Origin of the sequence: Fontibacillus panacisegetis (genome assembly GCF_900102215.1) — a bacterium.
Classification (GTDB): Bacteria; Bacillota; Bacilli; order Paenibacillales; family Paenibacillaceae; genus Fontibacillus; species Fontibacillus panacisegetis.
This window is the reverse complement of record NZ_FNBG01000028.1, coordinates 1-18,081: the sequence shown is the minus strand read 5'-3', so window position 1 is coordinate 18,081 and position 18,081 is coordinate 1. Positions and strand designations below refer to the sequence as shown.

At 42.7% G+C, this 18,081-nt stretch carries 21 protein-coding genes and 1 riboswitch; of the genes, 2 read left to right on the top strand and 19 right to left on the bottom strand.

Features of this window, described 5'->3' with window-relative positions; all coding sequences use genetic code 11:
* Positions 1-16: 16 nt before the first annotated feature.
* The 6 genes from yabG to BLS49_RS19280 form a co-directional block, all read right to left on the bottom strand.
* Positions 17-922: a sporulation peptidase YabG gene (gene yabG / locus BLS49_RS19305; protein WP_091234693.1), complete on the bottom strand. Its 906-nt coding sequence runs from the start codon at positions 920-922 to the stop codon at positions 17-19.
* Between the two features lie 46 nt (positions 923-968).
* Positions 969-1,856 (bottom strand): 16S rRNA (adenine(1518)-N(6)/adenine(1519)-N(6))-dimethyltransferase RsmA, encoded by an 888-nt coding sequence (gene rsmA, locus BLS49_RS19300; RefSeq protein WP_091234690.1) that lies wholly within the window; start codon positions 1,854-1,856, stop codon positions 969-971.
* Entirely contained in the window at positions 1,853-2,407 is a 555-nt protein-coding gene (gene rnmV / locus BLS49_RS19295; protein ID WP_091234687.1) for a ribonuclease M5, read from the bottom strand. The genes rsmA and rnmV overlap by 4 nt, the downstream gene beginning before the upstream one ends.
* 133 nt (positions 2,408-2,540) lie before the next feature.
* Positions 2,541-3,674 carry a resuscitation-promoting factor gene (locus BLS49_RS19290; protein ID WP_091234681.1) on the bottom strand — a complete coding sequence of 378 codons (1,134 nt, stop codon included), beginning with the start codon at positions 3,672-3,674 and terminating at the stop codon, positions 2,541-2,543.
* A 288-nt stretch (positions 3,675-3,962) separates the two neighbouring features.
* Positions 3,963-4,197, bottom strand: a riboswitch (cyclic di-AMP (ydaO/yuaA leader).
* Positions 4,198-4,413: 216 nt separating this feature from the next.
* Positions 4,414-5,181 carry a TatD family hydrolase gene (locus tag BLS49_RS19285; protein ID WP_091234677.1) on the bottom strand — a complete coding sequence of 256 codons (768 nt, stop codon included), beginning with the start codon at positions 5,179-5,181 and terminating at the stop codon, positions 4,414-4,416.
* A gap of 33 nt (positions 5,182-5,214) precedes the next feature.
* Positions 5,215-6,501, bottom strand: coding sequence for an HD domain-containing protein (locus BLS49_RS19280; protein ID WP_091234675.1), 1,287 nt, complete (start codon positions 6,499-6,501; stop codon positions 5,215-5,217).
* Between the two features lie 322 nt (positions 6,502-6,823).
* On the opposite strand from BLS49_RS19280, the gene BLS49_RS19275 reads away from it, so the two are divergent.
* Positions 6,824-7,078 carry an AbrB/MazE/SpoVT family DNA-binding domain-containing protein gene (locus BLS49_RS19275; protein ID WP_091234671.1) on the top strand — a complete coding sequence of 85 codons (255 nt, stop codon included), beginning with the start codon at positions 6,824-6,826 and terminating at the stop codon, positions 7,076-7,078.
* Between the two features lie 165 nt (positions 7,079-7,243).
* On the opposite strand, the gene rsmI is transcribed toward BLS49_RS19275, so the two are convergent.
* The 10 genes from rsmI to BLS49_RS19225 form a co-directional block, all read right to left on the bottom strand.
* Positions 7,244-8,137, bottom strand: a complete 894-nt coding sequence (rsmI, locus tag BLS49_RS19270; RefSeq protein ID WP_091234663.1) for a 16S rRNA (cytidine(1402)-2'-O)-methyltransferase — start codon at positions 8,135-8,137, stop codon at positions 7,244-7,246.
* Entirely contained in the window at positions 8,134-8,889 is a 756-nt protein-coding gene (locus tag BLS49_RS19265) for a tRNA1(Val) (adenine(37)-N6)-methyltransferase (RefSeq protein ID WP_091234660.1), read from the bottom strand. The genes rsmI and BLS49_RS19265 overlap by 4 nt, the downstream gene beginning before the upstream one ends.
* Before the next feature lie 53 nt (positions 8,890-8,942).
* Positions 8,943-9,311 (bottom strand): initiation-control protein YabA, encoded by a 369-nt coding sequence (locus tag BLS49_RS19260; protein WP_091234655.1) that lies wholly within the window; start codon positions 9,309-9,311, stop codon positions 8,943-8,945.
* Positions 9,312-9,342: 31 nt separating this feature from the next.
* Positions 9,343-10,143: a PSP1 domain-containing protein gene (locus BLS49_RS19255; RefSeq protein WP_091234651.1), complete on the bottom strand. Its 801-nt coding sequence runs from the start codon at positions 10,141-10,143 to the stop codon at positions 9,343-9,345.
* Between the two features lie 135 nt (positions 10,144-10,278).
* Positions 10,279-11,253, bottom strand: a complete 975-nt coding sequence (gene holB / locus BLS49_RS19250; protein ID WP_091234648.1) for a DNA polymerase III subunit delta' — start codon at positions 11,251-11,253, stop codon at positions 10,279-10,281.
* Between the two features lie 35 nt (positions 11,254-11,288).
* Complete coding sequence (locus BLS49_RS19245; RefSeq protein ID WP_091234645.1) at positions 11,289-11,732, bottom strand: YaaR family protein; 444 nt, start codon at positions 11,730-11,732, stop codon at positions 11,289-11,291.
* 23 nt (positions 11,733-11,755) lie between these two features.
* The gene (locus tag BLS49_RS19240) at positions 11,756-12,085 is read right to left on the bottom strand and encodes a cyclic-di-AMP receptor (RefSeq protein WP_091234641.1); all 330 of its coding nucleotides are present in this window, start codon (positions 12,083-12,085) and stop codon (positions 11,756-11,758) included.
* A 43-nt stretch (positions 12,086-12,128) separates the two neighbouring features.
* Positions 12,129-12,794 (bottom strand): dTMP kinase, encoded by a 666-nt coding sequence (gene tmk / locus BLS49_RS19235; protein WP_091234638.1) that lies wholly within the window; start codon positions 12,792-12,794, stop codon positions 12,129-12,131.
* On the bottom strand, positions 12,794-14,374 hold the full coding sequence (locus BLS49_RS19230; protein WP_091234827.1) for an aminotransferase class I/II-fold pyridoxal phosphate-dependent enzyme: 1,581 nt from the start codon (positions 14,372-14,374) through the stop codon (positions 12,794-12,796). Before BLS49_RS19230 ends, tmk begins: the two co-directional genes overlap by 1 nt.
* 155 nt (positions 14,375-14,529) lie before the next feature.
* Complete coding sequence (locus BLS49_RS19225; protein ID WP_091234634.1) at positions 14,530-14,715, bottom strand: sigma factor G inhibitor Gin; 186 nt, start codon at positions 14,713-14,715, stop codon at positions 14,530-14,532.
* A gap of 217 nt (positions 14,716-14,932) precedes the next feature.
* Between BLS49_RS19225 and BLS49_RS19220 the strand changes: the two genes are divergently transcribed.
* On the top strand, positions 14,933-15,457 hold the full coding sequence (locus tag BLS49_RS19220; RefSeq protein ID WP_091234631.1) for a hypothetical protein: 525 nt from the start codon (positions 14,933-14,935) through the stop codon (positions 15,455-15,457).
* A gap of 114 nt (positions 15,458-15,571) precedes the next feature.
* Here the strand turns inward: BLS49_RS19220 and BLS49_RS19215 are convergent, their stop codons facing one another.
* From BLS49_RS19215 to BLS49_RS19205, 3 genes are all read right to left on the bottom strand, one after another.
* Positions 15,572-16,003 carry a hypothetical protein gene (locus BLS49_RS19215; RefSeq protein WP_245742570.1) on the bottom strand — a complete coding sequence of 144 codons (432 nt, stop codon included), beginning with the start codon at positions 16,001-16,003 and terminating at the stop codon, positions 15,572-15,574.
* 237 nt (positions 16,004-16,240) lie between these two features.
* Positions 16,241-17,344, bottom strand: a complete 1,104-nt coding sequence (locus BLS49_RS19210; RefSeq protein WP_091234628.1) for a PdaC/SigV domain-containing protein — start codon at positions 17,342-17,344, stop codon at positions 16,241-16,243.
* Between the two features lie 406 nt (positions 17,345-17,750).
* A partial coding sequence (locus BLS49_RS19205) for a transposase (protein WP_175471476.1) occupies positions 17,751-18,081 on the bottom strand: 331 nt, incomplete at its 5' end.

The following is an 18,081-nucleotide window of genomic DNA, read 5'->3' as shown; positions in this document are numbered from 1 at the left end:
TAATTTTTTGTGAATTTTACATAGATGGAACGACCTTCAGCGTGGATAAATCCTGGAGCTTGGGCAGTCCGACCCGATAACTTCCTCGAGTCTCTATCCCTCCAACACCTTGCGTACCACTTATCGTATTGTTCAGAACATCGCTAACATGAATTGTATCACGAATAGACGTCAAAGATGCTTTGGCCGCAATATAGACGGGATCAAGCGCATGAATTAACACACGGGAAGGAGAGCTGGCAAAATTAGCCCCAGCCTGAAGAAGCGCCTCAAAGTGTGATTGACACGCTCCGGCAACAATCGTTAATGAATCAAAATTCCGTTCATATTGCCTGGCAGTCCGTACCGCTTCTACGAAATATTTAGAGTTTTTATAGCTGTTCAAATTGTATAGATCACTTGTAGGACGATTTTTGAGCACACCGTCATGACCAGTAATAACCACGATGTCTGGCTGTATACTCGGGAGCATTTGATACAAAGCTCCAGGCATCGTAGACTCTGTTACATAATAACCATGAACCGGTATGCGCAGCTTCTCATACAAATTCAAGCTTTTCTCCAAATACCTCTTATCTCCATCCAAATGAAGCACCTTACCCGGTACTTCAAAATATGAAGGCTCTCCACTCTGCATATACCAGCCCGAACTCAGAGCGGCACGGTTCCGTTCTACCTGCTCTTGACGATCCCGATTTAGCCGCTGCAGCGATTCAGTAGCCTTAATTTGCGCTCGCTGTGCTTTCTCCCCAGGAGTATCTGGATGCACCTTTACCAAATCGACTAAAGGCGCATCAGCAAGCAGACGGAATTCTGTACCCTTTATAACTGCCTTGTTCTGCTCTATCATTTCCACCCGGAAAGTAATGTCCCCTCCGTATGATTTACGGACGACCAAATCTCCTAAGTTCGTCAAATCCATCACCTCTACCCCATCGTATGGGCTATTGTGGTGATTGGTTACAATTCTATTTATTCAGACCCGCCAGAAATAGCGTGTTGCTAAGCTTGGCAAATTCCTCAATGTGCAATGTCTCTGCGCGGCGAGCTGGCTCAATTTCTGCTTCCGCCAACAATGATTCCAGACGCTGCCGATCTTCTCCTGCAAAAAAACGACTCTTCAAATTGTTAGAAATCGTTTTTCTCCGCTGAGCGAAGGAAGCTTGTACCACCTCAAAGAAAAAATCTTGATCCTCCAGCTGAACTGGTGGGGTCTTGCGCACTTTTAAGCGGATAACAGCAGAATCTACGTTAGGCTGTGGAATAAATACGCTATGAGGCACCGTGCAGACGAGCTCTGGCTCACTGTAATATTGAACAGCTATACTAAGACTTCCGTAATCTTTCCCGCCAGGAGACGCCGACATACGCTCAGCTACCTCTTTTTGGATCATAACAACGATATTCTCCAATGGCAGCTTCTCCTCCAAGAGCTTCATTAGAATCGGTGTAGTGACGTAATAGGGGAGATTCGCAACGACGCTCACACTGCTTACACCGCTAAATTGAGATTGAAAAAAATCCCGAAGATCCAGCTTCAGTACATCACCATGAACGACTTCCACATGGGGGTAAGGCTCCAATACCTCTTCCAGGATAGGTAGAAGTCGCTGGTCAATCTCTATGGCTGCCACATGGCCGGCTGTTTGGGCCAGCTTTTCTGTCAACGCACCAATTCCCGGACCGATCTCAAGGGCGCCCTTGGTGGAATCCAGCTCGGCAGCGGCAACGATTTTGCCAAGAATATTTTGATCAATCAGAAAGTTCTGACCCAAGCTTTTCTTAAATGAAAATCCGTGGCGCGAAATAATCTCTTTCGTACGTCTCGGCGTGGACACATCTTCTCTCTTATTCATCCCTTGTTTGCCCCTTTGTCCTCCAATTGAGCCAGCGCTGACGCGAACTCCTCCCGGCTAATTTTGAATATAGCCAGACGCTTGTGAAACTGTTTGCCGTTGCAATATCCAATACCGAGCAACTCACCCATAAATCTGCGGCGTGAAGATGCTTCAGGATGGACAATAAGCCCCGCCTCGATTAAGTCTTCCCAATCAATAAGACCTTCTTCCCCAATCATTTCACTTCTAACGCGGGATAACGCCTCACGGATTGCCTCTGGCGAAGCGTTCTCTACCCCGATGTCATCACCCCTGGTTGCGTCCGCCTCTCTCAGGAAGGCATGCTTACAGCCTGGTACTCGCTGAGCTACAATTTTCCGAATACGTTCACCCGCATGGTCTGGATCAGTAAAAATAATGATTCCCCGTCGATCCTGAGCAAGCGCGATTTTACGCAGTGTCATCTCATTGATAGCAGAGCCTCCAGTTTCTATCGTGTCAGCTTCTACCGCTCTCTTGATTGCTACGGTATCATCGCGACCCTCCACCACGATAACCTCTTTAATCATGGTAATATCTTCCTTCCTTATCACAACAAAAAGAAGAGGAAATTCTCCTCTTCTTCTACATGTCTTTTCATCATCCTAATAGTATATCATTCCCCGTTCAAAGTAAAACGAGGAGTGCTGAATCTAATATATATTAATTTAACTCCGGTTTCGTTGGACCTATTACGTAAACAGTGCGGCCTTTTTTACGGCCAAAGTTTTTTGCCGTTTTTAAGCTGTCATAATACACGTCCATTTTGTTGCCTTTAATTGCACCGCCAGTATCCTCCGCTTTGCGGAAGCCGACACCTTCGATATAGACCCACCATCCCAAAGGAACAACACTCTTGTCAACGGCAATCGTTCTTCCTTCAGTCACTCGAGTACCGGAGGCTGTACGAGTACCGATTCCATCCTCCTCAGAGGAATAAGCGGTGAGGGTCACATTTTTAAGTACATTTTTATATTTAAACGAGACGCCATCTTTCGTCGTAAGACCGCTAATATTCACCGAATTTGAGGTCCGAGCAATACTTGCGGACAACACTGCCGTTTTTTTCGTGCCGACAGCTATCACCTTAGGCTTAGCAGTTTTCGTTACCTCTTTGCCGAGCCAACGCTTGGACACAAACACTCCGTCTTCATACACCTTTTCAATGCTATGAACAACAATGCCTTCACTGCCCTTTGCTACAACCTTGGTTTCCCCTTTTGGCAAACTGTCATCAGCAGTCTTCACAACTGTGAATGGTACCGCTTCTGCCTTCTCAACATTTTGTTTGGTTACTCGAACGATCTGAATATCCAGATTTGCTTTAACGGAATTATCTACAGCAGGAGTTACTTTATCGTTCTCGCCGAGCGTTACGTTAAGCTCCTTGATTACATTCTTCACATTCTTTTGCGTTGTAAAATGAGTCTTAGTTGTCCCATCCACACTCACTGTAACAGGTACTGCACGTACAATCACAATACGATCCCCGTCTTGAAGTGAACTGTCCAGTGGTCTGGACACCTCATCGTCAGGTCTCAGTACGATAGATTGTTCATCCAAAACTTGATTGACCAGCGAATGGCGGGTCTCAACATTTTGAGTTTTCCCATCAACAACCAAGTAAATATTTTTCTCGTTCTGACCATATAGCCAGATCAGGATGATGAGTATTGCCGCGATGGCCAAAATTCCGATGACTGAAATTTGGCGTAAATTTTCATGCTTCCATCGCATTGCGTAAGACATGCTGGATGAGCGTGATTCATGGGTATCCTTTTTGCGGAAAATTCCCATTTCTTCCGTCCTCCTTCATAGTCCCGCCGTCTAGGTCGATGCATGATTACATTTGACGTGACTACATATCATTTTTACGAAATGGCTCTATAGCTAGAGTGACTAAAATATATTCTCCATAAAGCTTCACTTCGCATCCTGCCCCAGTCTGCTCGGCACTGTCACCTCCTGTATACAACAGTATGATGACCCTATTACAATTATTCAAAATAAAAAGAAGCCTAGAGAAAGAGTTAGAGGTACTCTTTTCGTGGCTTCCGAAATTCATGGTGTAATAGGATGCACGAGTTGTCCTCTCATGAGACGCCTACGAGGTTAGCTGTCGGGTTAGGACGCAGAGAGTCGCCCTTTCTCAGTTCATTCGCTCATGGCGCAATGACCTTAAATTCACCCCAAAGACCCTAAAAAAGAAATCAAATACAGCAAGGATCGGTATCACTCTTAATAGTTTCTAGTGTAGCCTGATTCTGCTTACCGTATTGGTTCCCCCGTTCTCCATTTGGAGATTCAGCGAGACTAGTTCATGGAACCACGTAATCTTGGCAATTGTTACGATCACGAACAAGACCAAAATGATTACTGAAAAGATTCTATCCTGTTTCGATACATGTTGTAAAGAACGAATCAACATCGTTTATTTTAAAAAATGGTTAAAAAAATGTAATAAACTAAGCTGGAGTGGTTAAAATCCATTAATATTTCGATGATACTCTTTTTTTCAATGCTTTTTCTCCTGTTTTCAACGAATTCCAAATCGTTCCAGTGCATTTTGCGTTGTAATTCTGGAAATTTCTTCAAAATTCACCCCTTTTAGCTCCGCTGCCATTTCCGCAACTAACTTAACATGCGCCGACTCATTTCTTTTACCTCTAAATGGATGTGGAGTTAAATATGGGGAATCTGTCTCTATCAATAAACGGTCCATTGGTGTCTTAATCAACACCTCTTTCGGCTGCTTTGCATTTTTGAACGTAATAGGCCCTCCAAACGATAAATGAAATCCCATATCCATACATATTTTTCCAATCTCCCAGCTGCCTGAAAAGGAATGCATGACACCGCCCACTTCATGTGCCTTCTCTTCACGCAAAATACGCACAACATCTTCATGGGCATCCCGATTATGGATTGAAATAGGCATCCCCAGACTCCGTGCTAAACCGATTTGCTGACGGAATACCTTATGCTGAACATCTTTAGGTGAAGTATCCCAATAATAGTCGAGTCCGATTTCACCAATCGCTACAACCTTCTCGTGTTTGCACAATTCTGCAATCCAGTCCAGATCTCCGTCCTTCATTGTAATAGCGTCCTGAGGATGCCACCCAACGGCTGCATAGATGAAATCATAAGATTCGGCAAGCTTCATCGTTGTGGGAATGGTCTCCCGATTAAATCCAATATTGATCATTCGTGTAACCCCTTGATCATATGCACGCTGAATCGTTTCTTCCCGATCATCGTCAAATTGAGGAGCATCCAAATGAGTATGTGTGTCAAATAACATGCTGCTAAACCTCCCTGTTTTACAATTACTCTGTTATTTCTGCTCAAAAATGTCGGCAATATCCTGAGGGAGCAGGTCCATAACATGTGACAGCTTATTGTCCGGATAATATAGATGAAATTTTCCACGATGCAGACCACTGATGGATCTGACAATATCCGATACTTCCGATATTTCCCGAATTCGATCATGCCGATCGAGCAGCAAAATTTGCTTGTCTTTAATTTCTCCGTTCGGACGAAACACATCATAAGGCAGATCAGTCGGAAAATCAATTTCCAGATCGTATACAGGGTTAAGGCCAACCTTAATAAAAGCGTCTCGTATTTCCTGAATCATTTCCTTATCAAGAGAATCAACCTCTACATATTTATACAATTTACGATCTATGAACCTCGTACACAAATCACTAAGCAAATCATCCTTGTCATTTCTCCATTGCATAAATGCGGCCTGAACCAATGATTCATCAAGCAATAAATATTCCTGTACAGTCAACTCGCGCTTAAAGAGTCCAGGCAGCGGATCTGGCAGAAATGCTAAAGTGTGACCACTTGCATACAATTCCTTCGCTCGACGGAAAATTTGCCTTAGAATAATTTCAGAGCTGCGAGTCACTGGATGGAAGTATACTTGCCAATACATTTGATAACGAGACATTAAATAGTCCTCAACAGCATGCATACCGGATTCCTTGACTACAATTCTGCCCTGAAAAGGACGAAGCATCCGCAATATACGATCCATGTCGATCGTTCCATAGTTAACCCCCGTAAAATAGGCATCTCTAAGCAAATAATCCATACGATCTGCATCGAGCGGACTGGACACAAGATTTACTACAATCGGATTGGGATAATCTTTGCGAATAACGGATGCCACCTTCTCAGGAAAATCTTCTCCAAGACGACGGAGCACCGCTCCAACCTCTGTATCACCGAGTAAAATTTTGCAGGTCCAATCCTCGTGATGCATTTGGAACGCCTGTTCAATAGAATGCGAAAACGGTCCATGTCCCAGATCATGCAAAAGAGCTGCACAAAGAGTGACAAGTCTTTCATCCCTCGGCCAATCAGTATAACCTGCTCGTTCAAATTGTAAAATAATACGTCTCGTAATTTCATACACTCCAAGTGAGTGAGAGAATCTGCTATGCTCCGCGCCGTGAAAGGTCAAATATGACGTTCCTAGCTGGCGAATCCGGCGAAGCCTCTGAAATTCCGGGGTATTAATAAGCGACCAAATGATCTCATCCTGAACGTGAACATAATTGTGAACCGGGTCCTTAAAAACTTTTTCTTCCTTAAGCTGAGCGTTCATACATTAATCTTTCCTTTCTCAAAAAAATTTTTTTCAAAAATAAAGAAGGATTATGACCGATGCCGACACTCTTTGTCGAATTATGTCGAAACTTGTATGTGTCTACGTTTCCAAAATGTCGAAGGTTTATAAATACCTTGTTTTACTTGGAATTATCAGGCCTGCTTTGCTTTCTACTATATTAAATTAGAAATTTAATTGAACTCTACCATAAATTAGGTTGACTATTCTGGCAATGGTTGGTATTATAATTATCATAAAAGATAGAAGTTTGTCGAATAATGACACTTTTAAACTATAGCGAAAGGGGCTATCATCAGATATGATGAAATCAACAGGTATTGTAAGAAAAGTAGACGAATTGGGACGGGTCGTTATTCCGATTGAATTGCGCCGTACTCTTGGCATAGGTGAAAAGGATGCCCTTGAAATTTATGTAGATGGCGAACGTATTATGTTGAAAAAATATGAGCCAGCTTGTATCTTCTGCGGGAACGCTGAGAACGTAACATACTTCAAAGGTAAAATTGTTTGCCATGAATGTTTAACTGAGCTTCCTAACCCTGTGACAAATTAAGAATTATAGTATATAATAGATTTACTGAAACTGTTAATTCTAACCTTTTTCATATCTCCTTGGCGCCTTCCAGGCTTGAACCCGGCCTGCGAAGGCCCCTTTTTTGTGCATATAGCCCAATTTATGGGTTATTTGTGTTTGCGTTGGATTTTGTTTTGCTATCCATTATAATAATGCCTGATATATATCACGTTTAGATACGCCTCGATCTCCTGCTGCCTTCTTCATAGCTTCCTTACGATCACTCCCCTCCTGCTGCTCATAATAATTTACATGTTCCTCGATCGTCATTGATTGCCACCAGGCATCTCTTCTTTCTTTAACCTCTTCCGGTCTGGCCCCAGCAACAACTATACAATATTCTCCAAGCGGTGGATGATCCTCTAGCCACAGAAGGCATTCACTTAATGTACCACGTGTCATTTCCTCATACCGTTTCGTTAATTCCCGAGCCAACACAACCTCCCGATCTCCAAGAACCTCTAAAATAGAATCCAGCGTCTTGATCAACCGATGCGGTGACTCGTACATTAGTAATGTGCTCTCTTCATCTTGAAGAGACTGAAGCAATGTCCCCCTCTCCTTGTTGTCTCGCGGCATAAAACCGATAAATTGAAATCTGGATGTCGAAAGTCCGGATACGATTAATGCAGACAGCGCTGCATTGGCTCCCGGAACTGGAATGACAGAAATTCCTGCTTCAATTGCAAGCTTTACAAGATCACTCCCGGGGTCAGAAATAGCGGGAAGACCCGCATCACTAACGAGGGCCAAATTTTTTCCTTCTATTATAAGGCGTATTAATTCTGGACCGCTCGCTGCTTTATTATGTTCATGATAGCTAAGTAGTTTGCCTGGAGTAATTTCAAAATGTGTAAGCAGTTTTCTCGTATTTCGTGTATCCTCTGCTGCAATGATATCTGCTTCTTGAAGTGTTCGAACGGCACGATATGTCATATCCTCTAAATTACCGATTGGCGTCGCTACCAGATACAATTTGCCATAAGCTGAACCACCCGACTTATCTTCTTCAAAGCTCTTCTGTACTTGTACACTCATGTTCTTCCCTCTTTTGGTCCGTAATAAATATCCATAAGCTCCTGACAGTATACTCCATCATCACCGTATACAATCAGCGGCGGTAATATCCGAACGTCCGGTTTACCATCACGCAGTGCTTCAATTAATACCATATTGGCCTCTGCTCCCGCTCTCGGATGCACAAAACGAATAACCTTAGGTTCCAATCGATACTGACGCAGCAAGGTTACAATCTCGCCTAGACGCTGCGGCTTATGCACCATCGATATCTTTCCGCCGGTCCGCAATAGTCGCATGGATGCTGCTATGACCTCCTCCAGACTACAATGAATTTCATGTCTGGCTATAGCCTGGTGCATATTCATTTTTAAATCTCCGCTTGTCAGAGGCATATACGGCGGATTAACCGTAATGGCATCATAAGCCCCATGTCCCGTTTCCTTCACAAGCTCTCGCAGATCGCCTTCCCGAATCATGACCTGATCTCCAAGTCGATTCATGTCAACGCTTCGCCTCGCCATATCGGCAACTCTTGGCTGTATTTCGATGCCTTCAATAACGGCTTTGGTTCTCGTGGACAGCAGAATAGGAATCACACCATTTCCAGTACACAGATCGAGTACTTTACCGCTCTTCGGAATGGACGCAAACCGGGCTAAAAGTACGGCATCCATAGAAAAGCTAAACACTTCATCACTCTGAATGATTTGCAAATCATGTGTAAGCAGATCATCTACTCGTTCTTTATCTTTTACCCATACTTTGTTCATTTATAAATGTTCCACCCTTTAAAAAAAACCGTAGGAGTGGTCCCTACGGTTCGTTATTTATTCAGAAAAGACAAACAGAAAAGACAGTCGCCTTCCGTGCGCAAATGTCCGTAATACACATTACAAATGTGGAAGCCCTCATGATACAGCCGTGCCAAATTATCGTATCCTTCTCCCACAATATCGATGGGCTCTTTCCCCTCAATAGGGACAGCAACTCCAGGATCTGATGATGGGGCCAAATGAGTCTCCTCATTTTCCCGCTTCAAAACTTTGCGCATCTTCTCATTCTCAAGACGAAGCTGCTGATTCTCTTCAACCAGTTGCTTAATCTCCAGCATGAGCGTGCCCAGATCGCCGTATACTTTTCCCATTTTCGTTTCTAACGCTTGCATATGCTTGAATATGTCCTTGTTCTCCAAGTCCCCACCCCAGAGTCATTCTCTAAAGTTTCTATTTAACGACAACATCATCTAATGGAAGCTCTTTGACTTTACCGATATCAAACAACTGCACATGAACAGTTCTTGCGCCTGTGTTAAGTCCTACGACTTTACCTTCTCCCATAGAAGTAATAACGACTTTACCCACTGAAGGCAACTCTTCCTTAACGCTTTCGTAATTATCATGCTCAAATTTCAAGCAGCACATTAATCTTCCGCAAAGACCTGAAATTTTCGTCGGATTAAGCGATAAGCTCTGATCCTTTGCCATCTTGATCGATACAGGCTCAAAATCCCCTAACCATGATGAGCAGCAGAGTACTCGTCCACATGGACCAATCCCGCCGAGCATCTTAGCTTCATCTCTTACACCGATTTGTCTAAGCTCAATTCGAGTGCGGAAAATGCTTGCTAAATCTTTGACCAATTCACGAAAATCGACCCGTCCCTCAGCCGTGAAGTAAAAGATGATCTTATTGCGGTCAAATGTATACTCTACATCAACCAGCTTCATCTTAAGATCATGGTCTTTAATTTTATTTAAACATGTAGCAAAGGCATTCTTTGCCGCAAATTTATTCTCATCCACCACGCGGGCATCCGTATCATCAGCAATTCGAATCACTTTTTTTAATGGAAGGACGACATCATTCTCGCCAACCATTTTCTTGCCAACAACTACTTTACCGTATTCAATCCCGCGCGCCGTCTCGACAATGACGCTTTGCTCCTTCTCAACAGGAAGCTCCAATGGATCGAAATAGTATATTTTGCCCGCCTTTTTGAAGCGAACGCCTATTACAGTGTACAAAAACTTACCCCCTTGTGTAGCTATGAGATTCGGTCTCTTCTCTACTCATCCGTACCGAATTTCCTAACTCTTACTCGTAATTATACCGTTGCTCTTTCACGGGAGAAAGTTCATCTGCCTATTACAAACGGTACCTTATGCACCAATACCGATTAAAAATTGTTCAAGACAGAGTTGTCCATTCATATGCTGTCGCAGTTTCTTTCTACTCTCCGCTGCAAGCGCCATCGCATCAATCCATTGCTGTACGCTTCGGAAGGCTGCATGTCTTACAATAAAATCTAATTCATCTATGAAAACAATTTGATCATGTCTATGATAGAGCGCATGAAGCATGTCCTTAAACCATAAATGAAACAGGTTAAACAACATGTCCATATGATCGCCCAGCCCAGCCTTAAATACATTTTGCTGCGCTGTTATTAAAGGAGAGCCGCCACGGCCAACGGTTTCCTTCCCTAATTGTAACATTACGTTTCTAATTTCTGCAAACCAATTCTGATGGAGTAAATTTCGGCATGAATCCAGTCCTGCCGCGACATGCACCGCACTTCTGGACAACGCCCCTGAAAATCCCTCACTCGACAAAATTTGAAGCATTCGTTCAGGATCTAATGATGTAAATGGAATCCATTGAGCCCTGGATTGTATCGTTGGGAGCATAGCCCGTCCGTTATCCGAAAGCAAAATAGCAACCGCCGGTGAAGGGGGCTCCTCCAGAAATTTCAGCAAGCTGTTAGCGGCTTGCACCGTCATTTTATCTGCTTCATCTATAATATAAACTTTTGGGTTACCATTCTTGGATCGATAAGAAAATATCCGCTGTAAATCACGGATCTGATCTATTTTAATTGACGCCCCGTCTGGAGCAATCAGGTGCAAGTCAGGATGATTACCATGCTCGATTTTACGACATTCCAGACATTCTCCGCATGCATCATTTCCCTCAGAGGTACAAAATATAGCCTTGGCAAAAGCTAATGCTACTTCCTTTTGTCCACTTCCTGGCGGTCCACTGAAAATATAAGCATGTGATATTTGATTGCGGCTAAGACTTCTCTGCAGCAGCTCTTTTGCAGTCTCCTGCCCAACAATATCCTTAAAAGACATTCTTGCCTCCTACCTTCTTCCCCGCCGTAGCAAAATCAAAAACATAAGTTAATGAGCATCCCTCGAATTTCTCCGATTTTCTGCAATAGCTCAATTTTTCCCTGTTCTGTCTCTAATAATTCATCCGCCATAGCAAGTAAAGCAGCATCCACCTCATCCAGCAGCTTATACTTTCTGCCACGACCCCGACGATCCCATCCCCGGGATTCTTTCATGGTGACACCACGGCGTACGGTATCTTCCAGAAATCTTTTAACCATTTGACGATAAGCCTTTAGTTCACGTACTGTCATTGAATGAGCCAGACGATCACCTTGAAGCTGGATTTCTTTAAATTTTCGATTAAGTTCTTCCTTGGATGCCTGCTCACCATTCTGCTGCATCACATCCGAGAAACTTTTGGTTTGAACGGGCTTAGCCACACTTTCATTTGTGCCTATACTGCTTTTCAGAGGTCTATATCCTGGTTCAATCTTCAAAGCTATCACCGCCTAACTTCATCTTAAAAATGTTCAAAACGGTCTACAGGTAATACGAATACCGTAGCACCACCAACTTGCACTTCAACCGGAAGCGGTAAATACGAATCTGTTGTACCACTCATCGGGGTCACCGGGGTAACCAGCTGCTCACGAACCTTACAGCTATTACGGATAATATTGAGCACACCATCAACTTGATGGTCATCTACCCCAATCATAAATGTCGTATTCCCTGCTCTTAAAAAACCACCCGTACTCGCCAATTTTGTTGCACGATAGTTTTCCTTTACAAGCGCACTGGACAGACGATTGCTATCTTTATCCTGGATAATGGCAATAATCAGTTTCATTTACAGCCCCTCCTTGTATCGTTTCAAATTTATTAACCAATACTTAACTATTTGACAATGACAGATCAAAATCCTTTAATATAGCGGCAAGCTCAGATTTTATCCCTGCGGCTACTTCTTCTTTGGTTCCTGAAGCATCTATAATTCTAATTCGCTCCGGATACATCTTTGCCACCATTTGATATCCTTCTCTTACATGACGGTGAAAATTAATGCCCTCAAGATCAAGTCTATTAATCTCACGCCCTTGACCCGCTGCAATTCGTTCTAATCCGATTTCAGGCTCTATATCCATATAAAAAGTTACATCCGGCAATTTCCCATTTGTAGCAAAGCTATTGATTGCCAGCACTTCCTCAATTCCTAATCCGCGGGCATACCCCTGATAAGCCAGACTGCTATCAATAAATCTATCGCATAATACAGTGATGCCTTGCTCCAAAGCAGGCTCCACTTTTTCCACCAAATGCTGACGTCTAGCTGCTGCATAAAGAAGAGCTTCTGTCCGTCCGTCCATTGCTGTATTAGACGGGTTCAGGATAAGTGATCTGATTTGTTCAGCGATATCTATTCCGCCGGGTTCCCGGGTCGTCATATAAGAAACTCCCCACTCATCGAGCGCTGTGGCTAACTGCTGTATAACCGTTGTTTTACCGGAGCCCTCGCCTCCCTCCAGCGTAATGAATAACCCTCGCCCTTTTTGATTCACTATAATCCCTGCCTTTGTCCATCTTGTACTGTACCTATTCTGTGAACTTGAATCGTGGTTAACGTAGGATCAGCCGTTCCCTGACACTTAGCTCCCGCGTATTTCAGTCTTACCAATTGATTTGCTGTACGAGCACTTATCGGTTCTCCCGGATACAAAATCGGAATGCCTGGAGGATAAGGAATAACCATCTCGGCAGCTTGCCGTCCTTCGCACTCCTCTACCCGGACAGACTCAATTTCTTCTGCGGCTACAATTCGAAGATCAAAATGTACCTTATCTGATACAGCCTCAGCATATCTTGAATTCCCCTGATCTAAGTCTATCTCTGCTTCTACCTCTATGTCTAATCCTTTTTGTGTATCATCGTAGATATCTTCCTTATTTTTGATGTTCCACGTGGAAACTTGCATCAAATGATCAATTTTAGTCAGCGCATTCAGCAGTCGAACGATATCCCCCTGAGAGGTAGCTGAACTTAACGCCAAAACTACGTAATGATCATCGCTCATCTCAGGTATGCAGCCTTCAGCTTCTAATGTCTCCTGCAGCTTATATCCACTCCACTGACCTTCTTCATCGTACAATACGAATTTAAAAGGGTCTTGTATACTGTATGCATCATTGTCACCGCTTGCGCCCGGCTTTAAAAAATGAATTCGTTGGAGGTCACCAATACCCTCAATTAATTGTTCAACTAAAGTTAACCCCTCTGTAAAAAAGTCCGATCCCTGAGACTGAATCATCCCACGGCTCAAATCAAGGGACGCCATAATGGGATATGATGGACTTGAGCTTTGTACTATAGCTAAGCGCTGTCTTATTACATTCACATTAAGCAAATTCCCCTGAACGTGAAGCATAGCTCCCATCGTCATAGCTGTCAGCATTTTATGTGTGGACTGCACTACACCGTCTGCTCCAGCTTCAAGCGCGCTCTTGGGCAGATCGGGATGTAAACCATAATGTGCGCCATGCGCTTCATCAACGAGCAAGGGCACTCCATTGGCATGACATAGCTCGGCCAATGGAAATAGAGATGCTCCCATCCCGTAGTAGTTTGGACTCGTAACGAGCAGCCCCTTGGCGTCTGGATAACGGTGCAGCGCTTCCCGTACTGTCTCCTCCGACGGGATGGTCATCAGGCCGCTGCTCGCATCCTGCTGCGGCTCTAAGAACACTGCGTTGGCGTTCGCCAGCATAAATCCGTGAATAACGGATTTATGCACATTCCGCTGCACCAGCAACACATCTCCTGGAGTCGTGCACACACTCAGGATTAACGCCAAATTGCCGGCAGTACTTCCGCCGACAAGAAAAAACGTCTCTTCCGCACCAAACAAATCCGCGGCAAGCTCCTGTGCTTCACGGATCACACCCTCAGGATGATGCAAATCATCTGTCCCAGTGATCTCTGTAGTATCTATCTCCATGACACCAGTTAATGTATCATCATTTTGCTTCATACACGGATAGGCTTGTCCATCCTTATGCCCTGGCACATGAAAGGAAGCGTCCTTCCGGGCCTTATATTGCCTCAAGGCTTCAAATAATGGCGCCTTAAATTTTCTTTCCGTCATTGCTGTGTCCTTATCCTTTCGGATTGTAATCATTGTTCCTTCAATTATATTGTTCTTCTGCTACATTTAAAAGTATATTCGCCTTCACTAAGAGAGAATGACAACATAAAAGGGCCCTTTCACAAAAAAAGAACAGGGCCCTTTATCACTTACTTTTATGCATTTTTTTGTACCCAAATCTGTTTCATTTGATGAATAAAATAGTTGTACTTCTCTTCTTTTACATCCGTATGCACCATCTCAGCTTCACAGGCATCACATATAAATTCTGATACGATATGAATACCTTCACTCTTAGGCTCTCCACAGATGATGCATGTGCATTTTGCAAGTTCATCCATACTAGATCCCACCTTGAATGTTTTACTACCAGTATGACACACATTCTACTAATTTAAACCTTTTCATAGTTAGTTTTCTATTTTTAATTATATGCATAACACGGGCTCTCTGTGTTTGTTCCATCAGCATCTCTAATAATTCTTTCTTTTTGCCGATATATTAATCAAGAAAGTTCCTCTTCATGGAACATCTAAGTAAGGAGGCTCATGAGTACTAATGCCTGAAGATTCCGGATCAAATGCTACTTTTTATCACTACAAACTTTTAAAAAGAATTGTCCTGCCTCAATCCTTCATCCGTAGCTATACTATTCTGCCCCTGATTTGGCTGGCAGCTGAAATGATCTTTTTATCCTGGACCAGTATATTTTTTTTCCTGCTCGCCATTCCGGTTGTGCTGTGGATTCAATATGTCATTTCTAGATCCGTATTATTTATCATCAACCATTCATATCGCAAACGCTGGAGCTTTACTAGACGATTACCGTGGATTGGCTATTTGCCTGACCAATTTGTAGGTTACTCTGCCTTCCGCCGTGTCCATCTTCATTCAGCCTGGATCGGCTGCTGTATTATTGCTATTCTGATTCCGTGGTCTCCGGCTTCTTTTATCATTTCATTATTTTGCTCACATCTTTGGTTTATTGCTCCTCGTTTATATATTTTGGGCAAATTAAAAAATCAGCCGAAAAATGGAATGATCAAATTCAACGAACAGGACATCTCCTACTATATGCCTTAAACATATTGAACCGATATTAAAAATACCTGTCCTCAGCTATTAAGCTGAAGACAGGTACACAAAGCTGTATCTTTAACACATAGCTGCCTAAATGGTATACATATCATTATACGGTTATGGACTGCTTTCCAAACCTTGAATAATCGCCTTACTCTGTTGTTTTGGTACTAACACCGTAAAGGAATTGTCATGAATTGTGAGCTGAACTGTTAATTTATCCTTCTTGTAGACTCGAGTTGTCCCAGTGCTTTCCTCCGTTTTTTCTTCCCATCCCCACTGCGTGATGGCTTTCTCGTATTCTTCAGGTACACCTTCACTCTCGTGGAGCCCATTAAGAGAATAATGCATATAGTCCATTTTAGAGTTATTCAGAGCTGTTTCCGTTCGTTTGGCTTCTTTTGGAACTGGGAAGCTTTTCTCTACCGACGATCCGGTAAAGGATGTCCAGGAGGAAGATTCGGCAGTAGTACAGCCTGTAACGACTACGGACAGCATTAGCACTCCCAGCATGAAGCATAAGGAATATCTAATCCCTCTTTGCCGCATAATTTATCCCTCCTTAACCAGCCTTTGATCTGGATGTGAGTTATATATTATAGTATTGTGTATAGGGCTAAAATTCCTAAATGATAATATACCACTATAATTATAACTATACTCCTTTTAATGTCGGTAACAAAAAGGTTACATTCATTTCTATAGTATTCCAATTACCCCATTGATTTAGTAAAAAAGATCATCCCCTTACACGGGCATGATCCTCTTCTGGGTGCTGCATCATTTTTATTTCAAAGATTCAAACGGACTGTCCTTCGGAAGTAAACTGTCAAATGAGAATGACAGCTCTGGAAATCCTGCTGCATAAGGTGTGTATTCATATAACTGAAAGAACATTTTTAGCGTTCCTTGTTGCAGGTAGAAGTCAGGATGTTCTCCCAGCTTCTCAAATCCGCCAAAATACCCCGGCGTTGCGTTCAGCTTCGCCTTAATTTTGTCATTCAATTGTTTCTCATAATTAGCATTTTTGCCGAATAAATCTCCTAAACCGAGTAATTTTCCATCCTTCAATGAAAATGTATATCCTTTACGATACGTCATACCATGAGCTCCGCCCGTATACTCGTAATTTTCCGTAATCAAGCTCAGTACGTTATTTTGATTGTATGTTACAATATATGCGCTCATAAATTCATAAGGTTGTGACTGTAATCCAATTTCCTGTACCGTAATACGCTCCTGAATTTGCTTCTCTATACTTTCTTTAAAAGTCAGTGCATCTTTCTTGAGAATCTCATTTATAGCACTCTCCGCTTCAGTATTGCTCACATTACTGACCTGAGGGTATTTAAGATTAATTTTTGCCTCACTCGAATCCTCATTTGAAGTTACTGAAGTCAAGGTTATCCCATTTTCTTTACTTGGCATCACATTCAACCTCTTGGTTGCTGCGCTCCATTCTCCCTGATAACCTAAATAATTTTTCACCCATTGAAACGGAACAAATAAACGTCCATCTACCATTTTAGCTTCAGCATCATTCAAATAAAATCCATTCAAATCTGCAGCAATCCCCTCAGAGTATACGGACAGATTCAATTGACGATAATCCTTGCCTACACTATATGTTTTACTTGAAGAATCATAGCTTACAGGCATTTTAAGAACATCCCGCAAAAATGTGACCGGTACATACGTATGACCTTCAACAAATAACCCCTGTTGCTGCTTATTTACACCATTTAGCTTCAGTGTTACTATATTGCTGCTAGAATTGGACACTACCTTCTTCTCAATAGCTGCATAGCCCGTCCCTGCTGGAAAAATAGTTCCTCCCGCTAACAATCCTGCTGCCAATACAGCTGCACTCCATCCAATTTGCCGTTTCATCACTTTTCCTCCTATGATACTCTAGCTGTAATTTGTTATATTCATCAATTTTAAACTCACATTTAATATTGTAACCATTATTACTCGTTAATGGATTACAAATCCAATTACATTTTGTTCTTTATTCATTGCTTTATCTAACATTTTATTAACCAATTATTAACGATTTATTTTAAAAGTAAAGATAAAAAAACACTACCGAATATCGGTAGTGCTTCTTCCTTGTGCTTGGTGGTGTCCTATTCTCCAGAACCCTTCGGTTCAAGTACCATCGTCTATTTCCCGATGTTTGAGCCACACACAGCGGCTATAGTGGAGTAATGTCGTACTATATAACAGTAGTTGATTGCCTGACGCTCCTGGTATTGAGTAGATGATTAAAAAAATGAGGAAAAGCCTGCAAAAGTCAGGCTGTTGAGATACCCCTACTTTTAAACTTAGTATCGAAAGAAAAATGAAAATGAAGATGTAAAATACTATACGAAATCTTGTGCATATTCGAGATAGTCCTTCTGGAAAGGTGGAGGGCTATCTTCTTAATGTTCTGTGCAGTTGCGGTTAGCAACGCTTGAATCTGTACATTTTCTCTGCCCCGAAACCGGCAATAGCGAAGCCCGTGGAGCACTTTGGCATCCGCGAAGCTTCGCTCTATAGTTTGGCATCGTATGGCGTAAGCGGCTTTTCCTGCATCACTTTGCCGGTATTTTGCTACTTTTTCCTTGTCGCTCTCCCAAATG

What these genes read in the sequence shown, in the direction of transcription:
- rsmA (WP_091234690.1), bottom strand. Translation starts at nt 1,856, where the DNA reads ATGAATAAGAGAGAAGATGTGTCCACGCCGAGACGTACGAAAGAGATT.
- BLS49_RS19265 (WP_091234660.1), bottom strand. Translation starts at nt 8,889, where the DNA reads ATGAACAAAGTATGGGTAAAAGATAAAGAACGAGTAGATGATCTGCTT.
- holB (WP_091234648.1), bottom strand. Translation starts at nt 11,253, where the DNA reads ATGTCTTTTAAGGATATTGTTGGGCAGGAGACTGCAAAAGAGCTGCTG.
- rnmV (WP_091234687.1), bottom strand. Translation starts at nt 2,407, where the DNA reads ATGATTAAAGAGGTTATCGTGGTGGAGGGTCGCGATGATACCGTAGCA.
- BLS49_RS19225 (WP_091234634.1), bottom strand. Translation starts at nt 14,715, where the DNA reads ATGGATGAACTTGCAAAATGCACATGCATCATCTGTGGAGAGCCTAAG.
- rsmI (WP_091234663.1), bottom strand. Translation starts at nt 8,137, where the DNA reads ATGAGTGTACAAGTACAGAAGAGCTTTGAAGAAGATAAGTCGGGTGGT.
- yabG (WP_091234693.1), bottom strand. Translation starts at nt 922, where the DNA reads ATGGATTTGACGAACTTAGGAGATTTGGTCGTCCGTAAATCATACGGA.
- BLS49_RS19275 (WP_091234671.1), top strand. Translation starts at nt 6,824, where the DNA reads ATGATGAAATCAACAGGTATTGTAAGAAAAGTAGACGAATTGGGACGG.
- BLS49_RS19230 (WP_091234827.1), bottom strand. Translation starts at nt 14,374, where the DNA reads ATGACGGAAAGAAAATTTAAGGCGCCATTATTTGAAGCCTTGAGGCAA.
- BLS49_RS19210 (WP_091234628.1), bottom strand. Translation starts at nt 17,344, where the DNA reads ATGAAACGGCAAATTGGATGGAGTGCAGCTGTATTGGCAGCAGGATTG.
- BLS49_RS19215 (WP_245742570.1), bottom strand. Translation starts at nt 16,003, where the DNA reads ATGCGGCAAAGAGGGATTAGATATTCCTTATGCTTCATGCTGGGAGTG.
- BLS49_RS19240 (WP_091234641.1), bottom strand. Translation starts at nt 12,085, where the DNA reads ATGAAACTGATTATTGCCATTATCCAGGATAAAGATAGCAATCGTCTG.
- BLS49_RS19290 (WP_091234681.1), bottom strand. Translation starts at nt 3,674, where the DNA reads ATGGGAATTTTCCGCAAAAAGGATACCCATGAATCACGCTCATCCAGC.
- BLS49_RS19220 (WP_091234631.1), top strand. Translation starts at nt 14,933, where the DNA reads ATGCCTGAAGATTCCGGATCAAATGCTACTTTTTATCACTACAAACTT.
- BLS49_RS19280 (WP_091234675.1), bottom strand. Translation starts at nt 6,501, where the DNA reads ATGAACGCTCAGCTTAAGGAAGAAAAAGTTTTTAAGGACCCGGTTCAC.
- BLS49_RS19285 (WP_091234677.1), bottom strand. Translation starts at nt 5,181, where the DNA reads ATGTTATTTGACACACATACTCATTTGGATGCTCCTCAATTTGACGAT.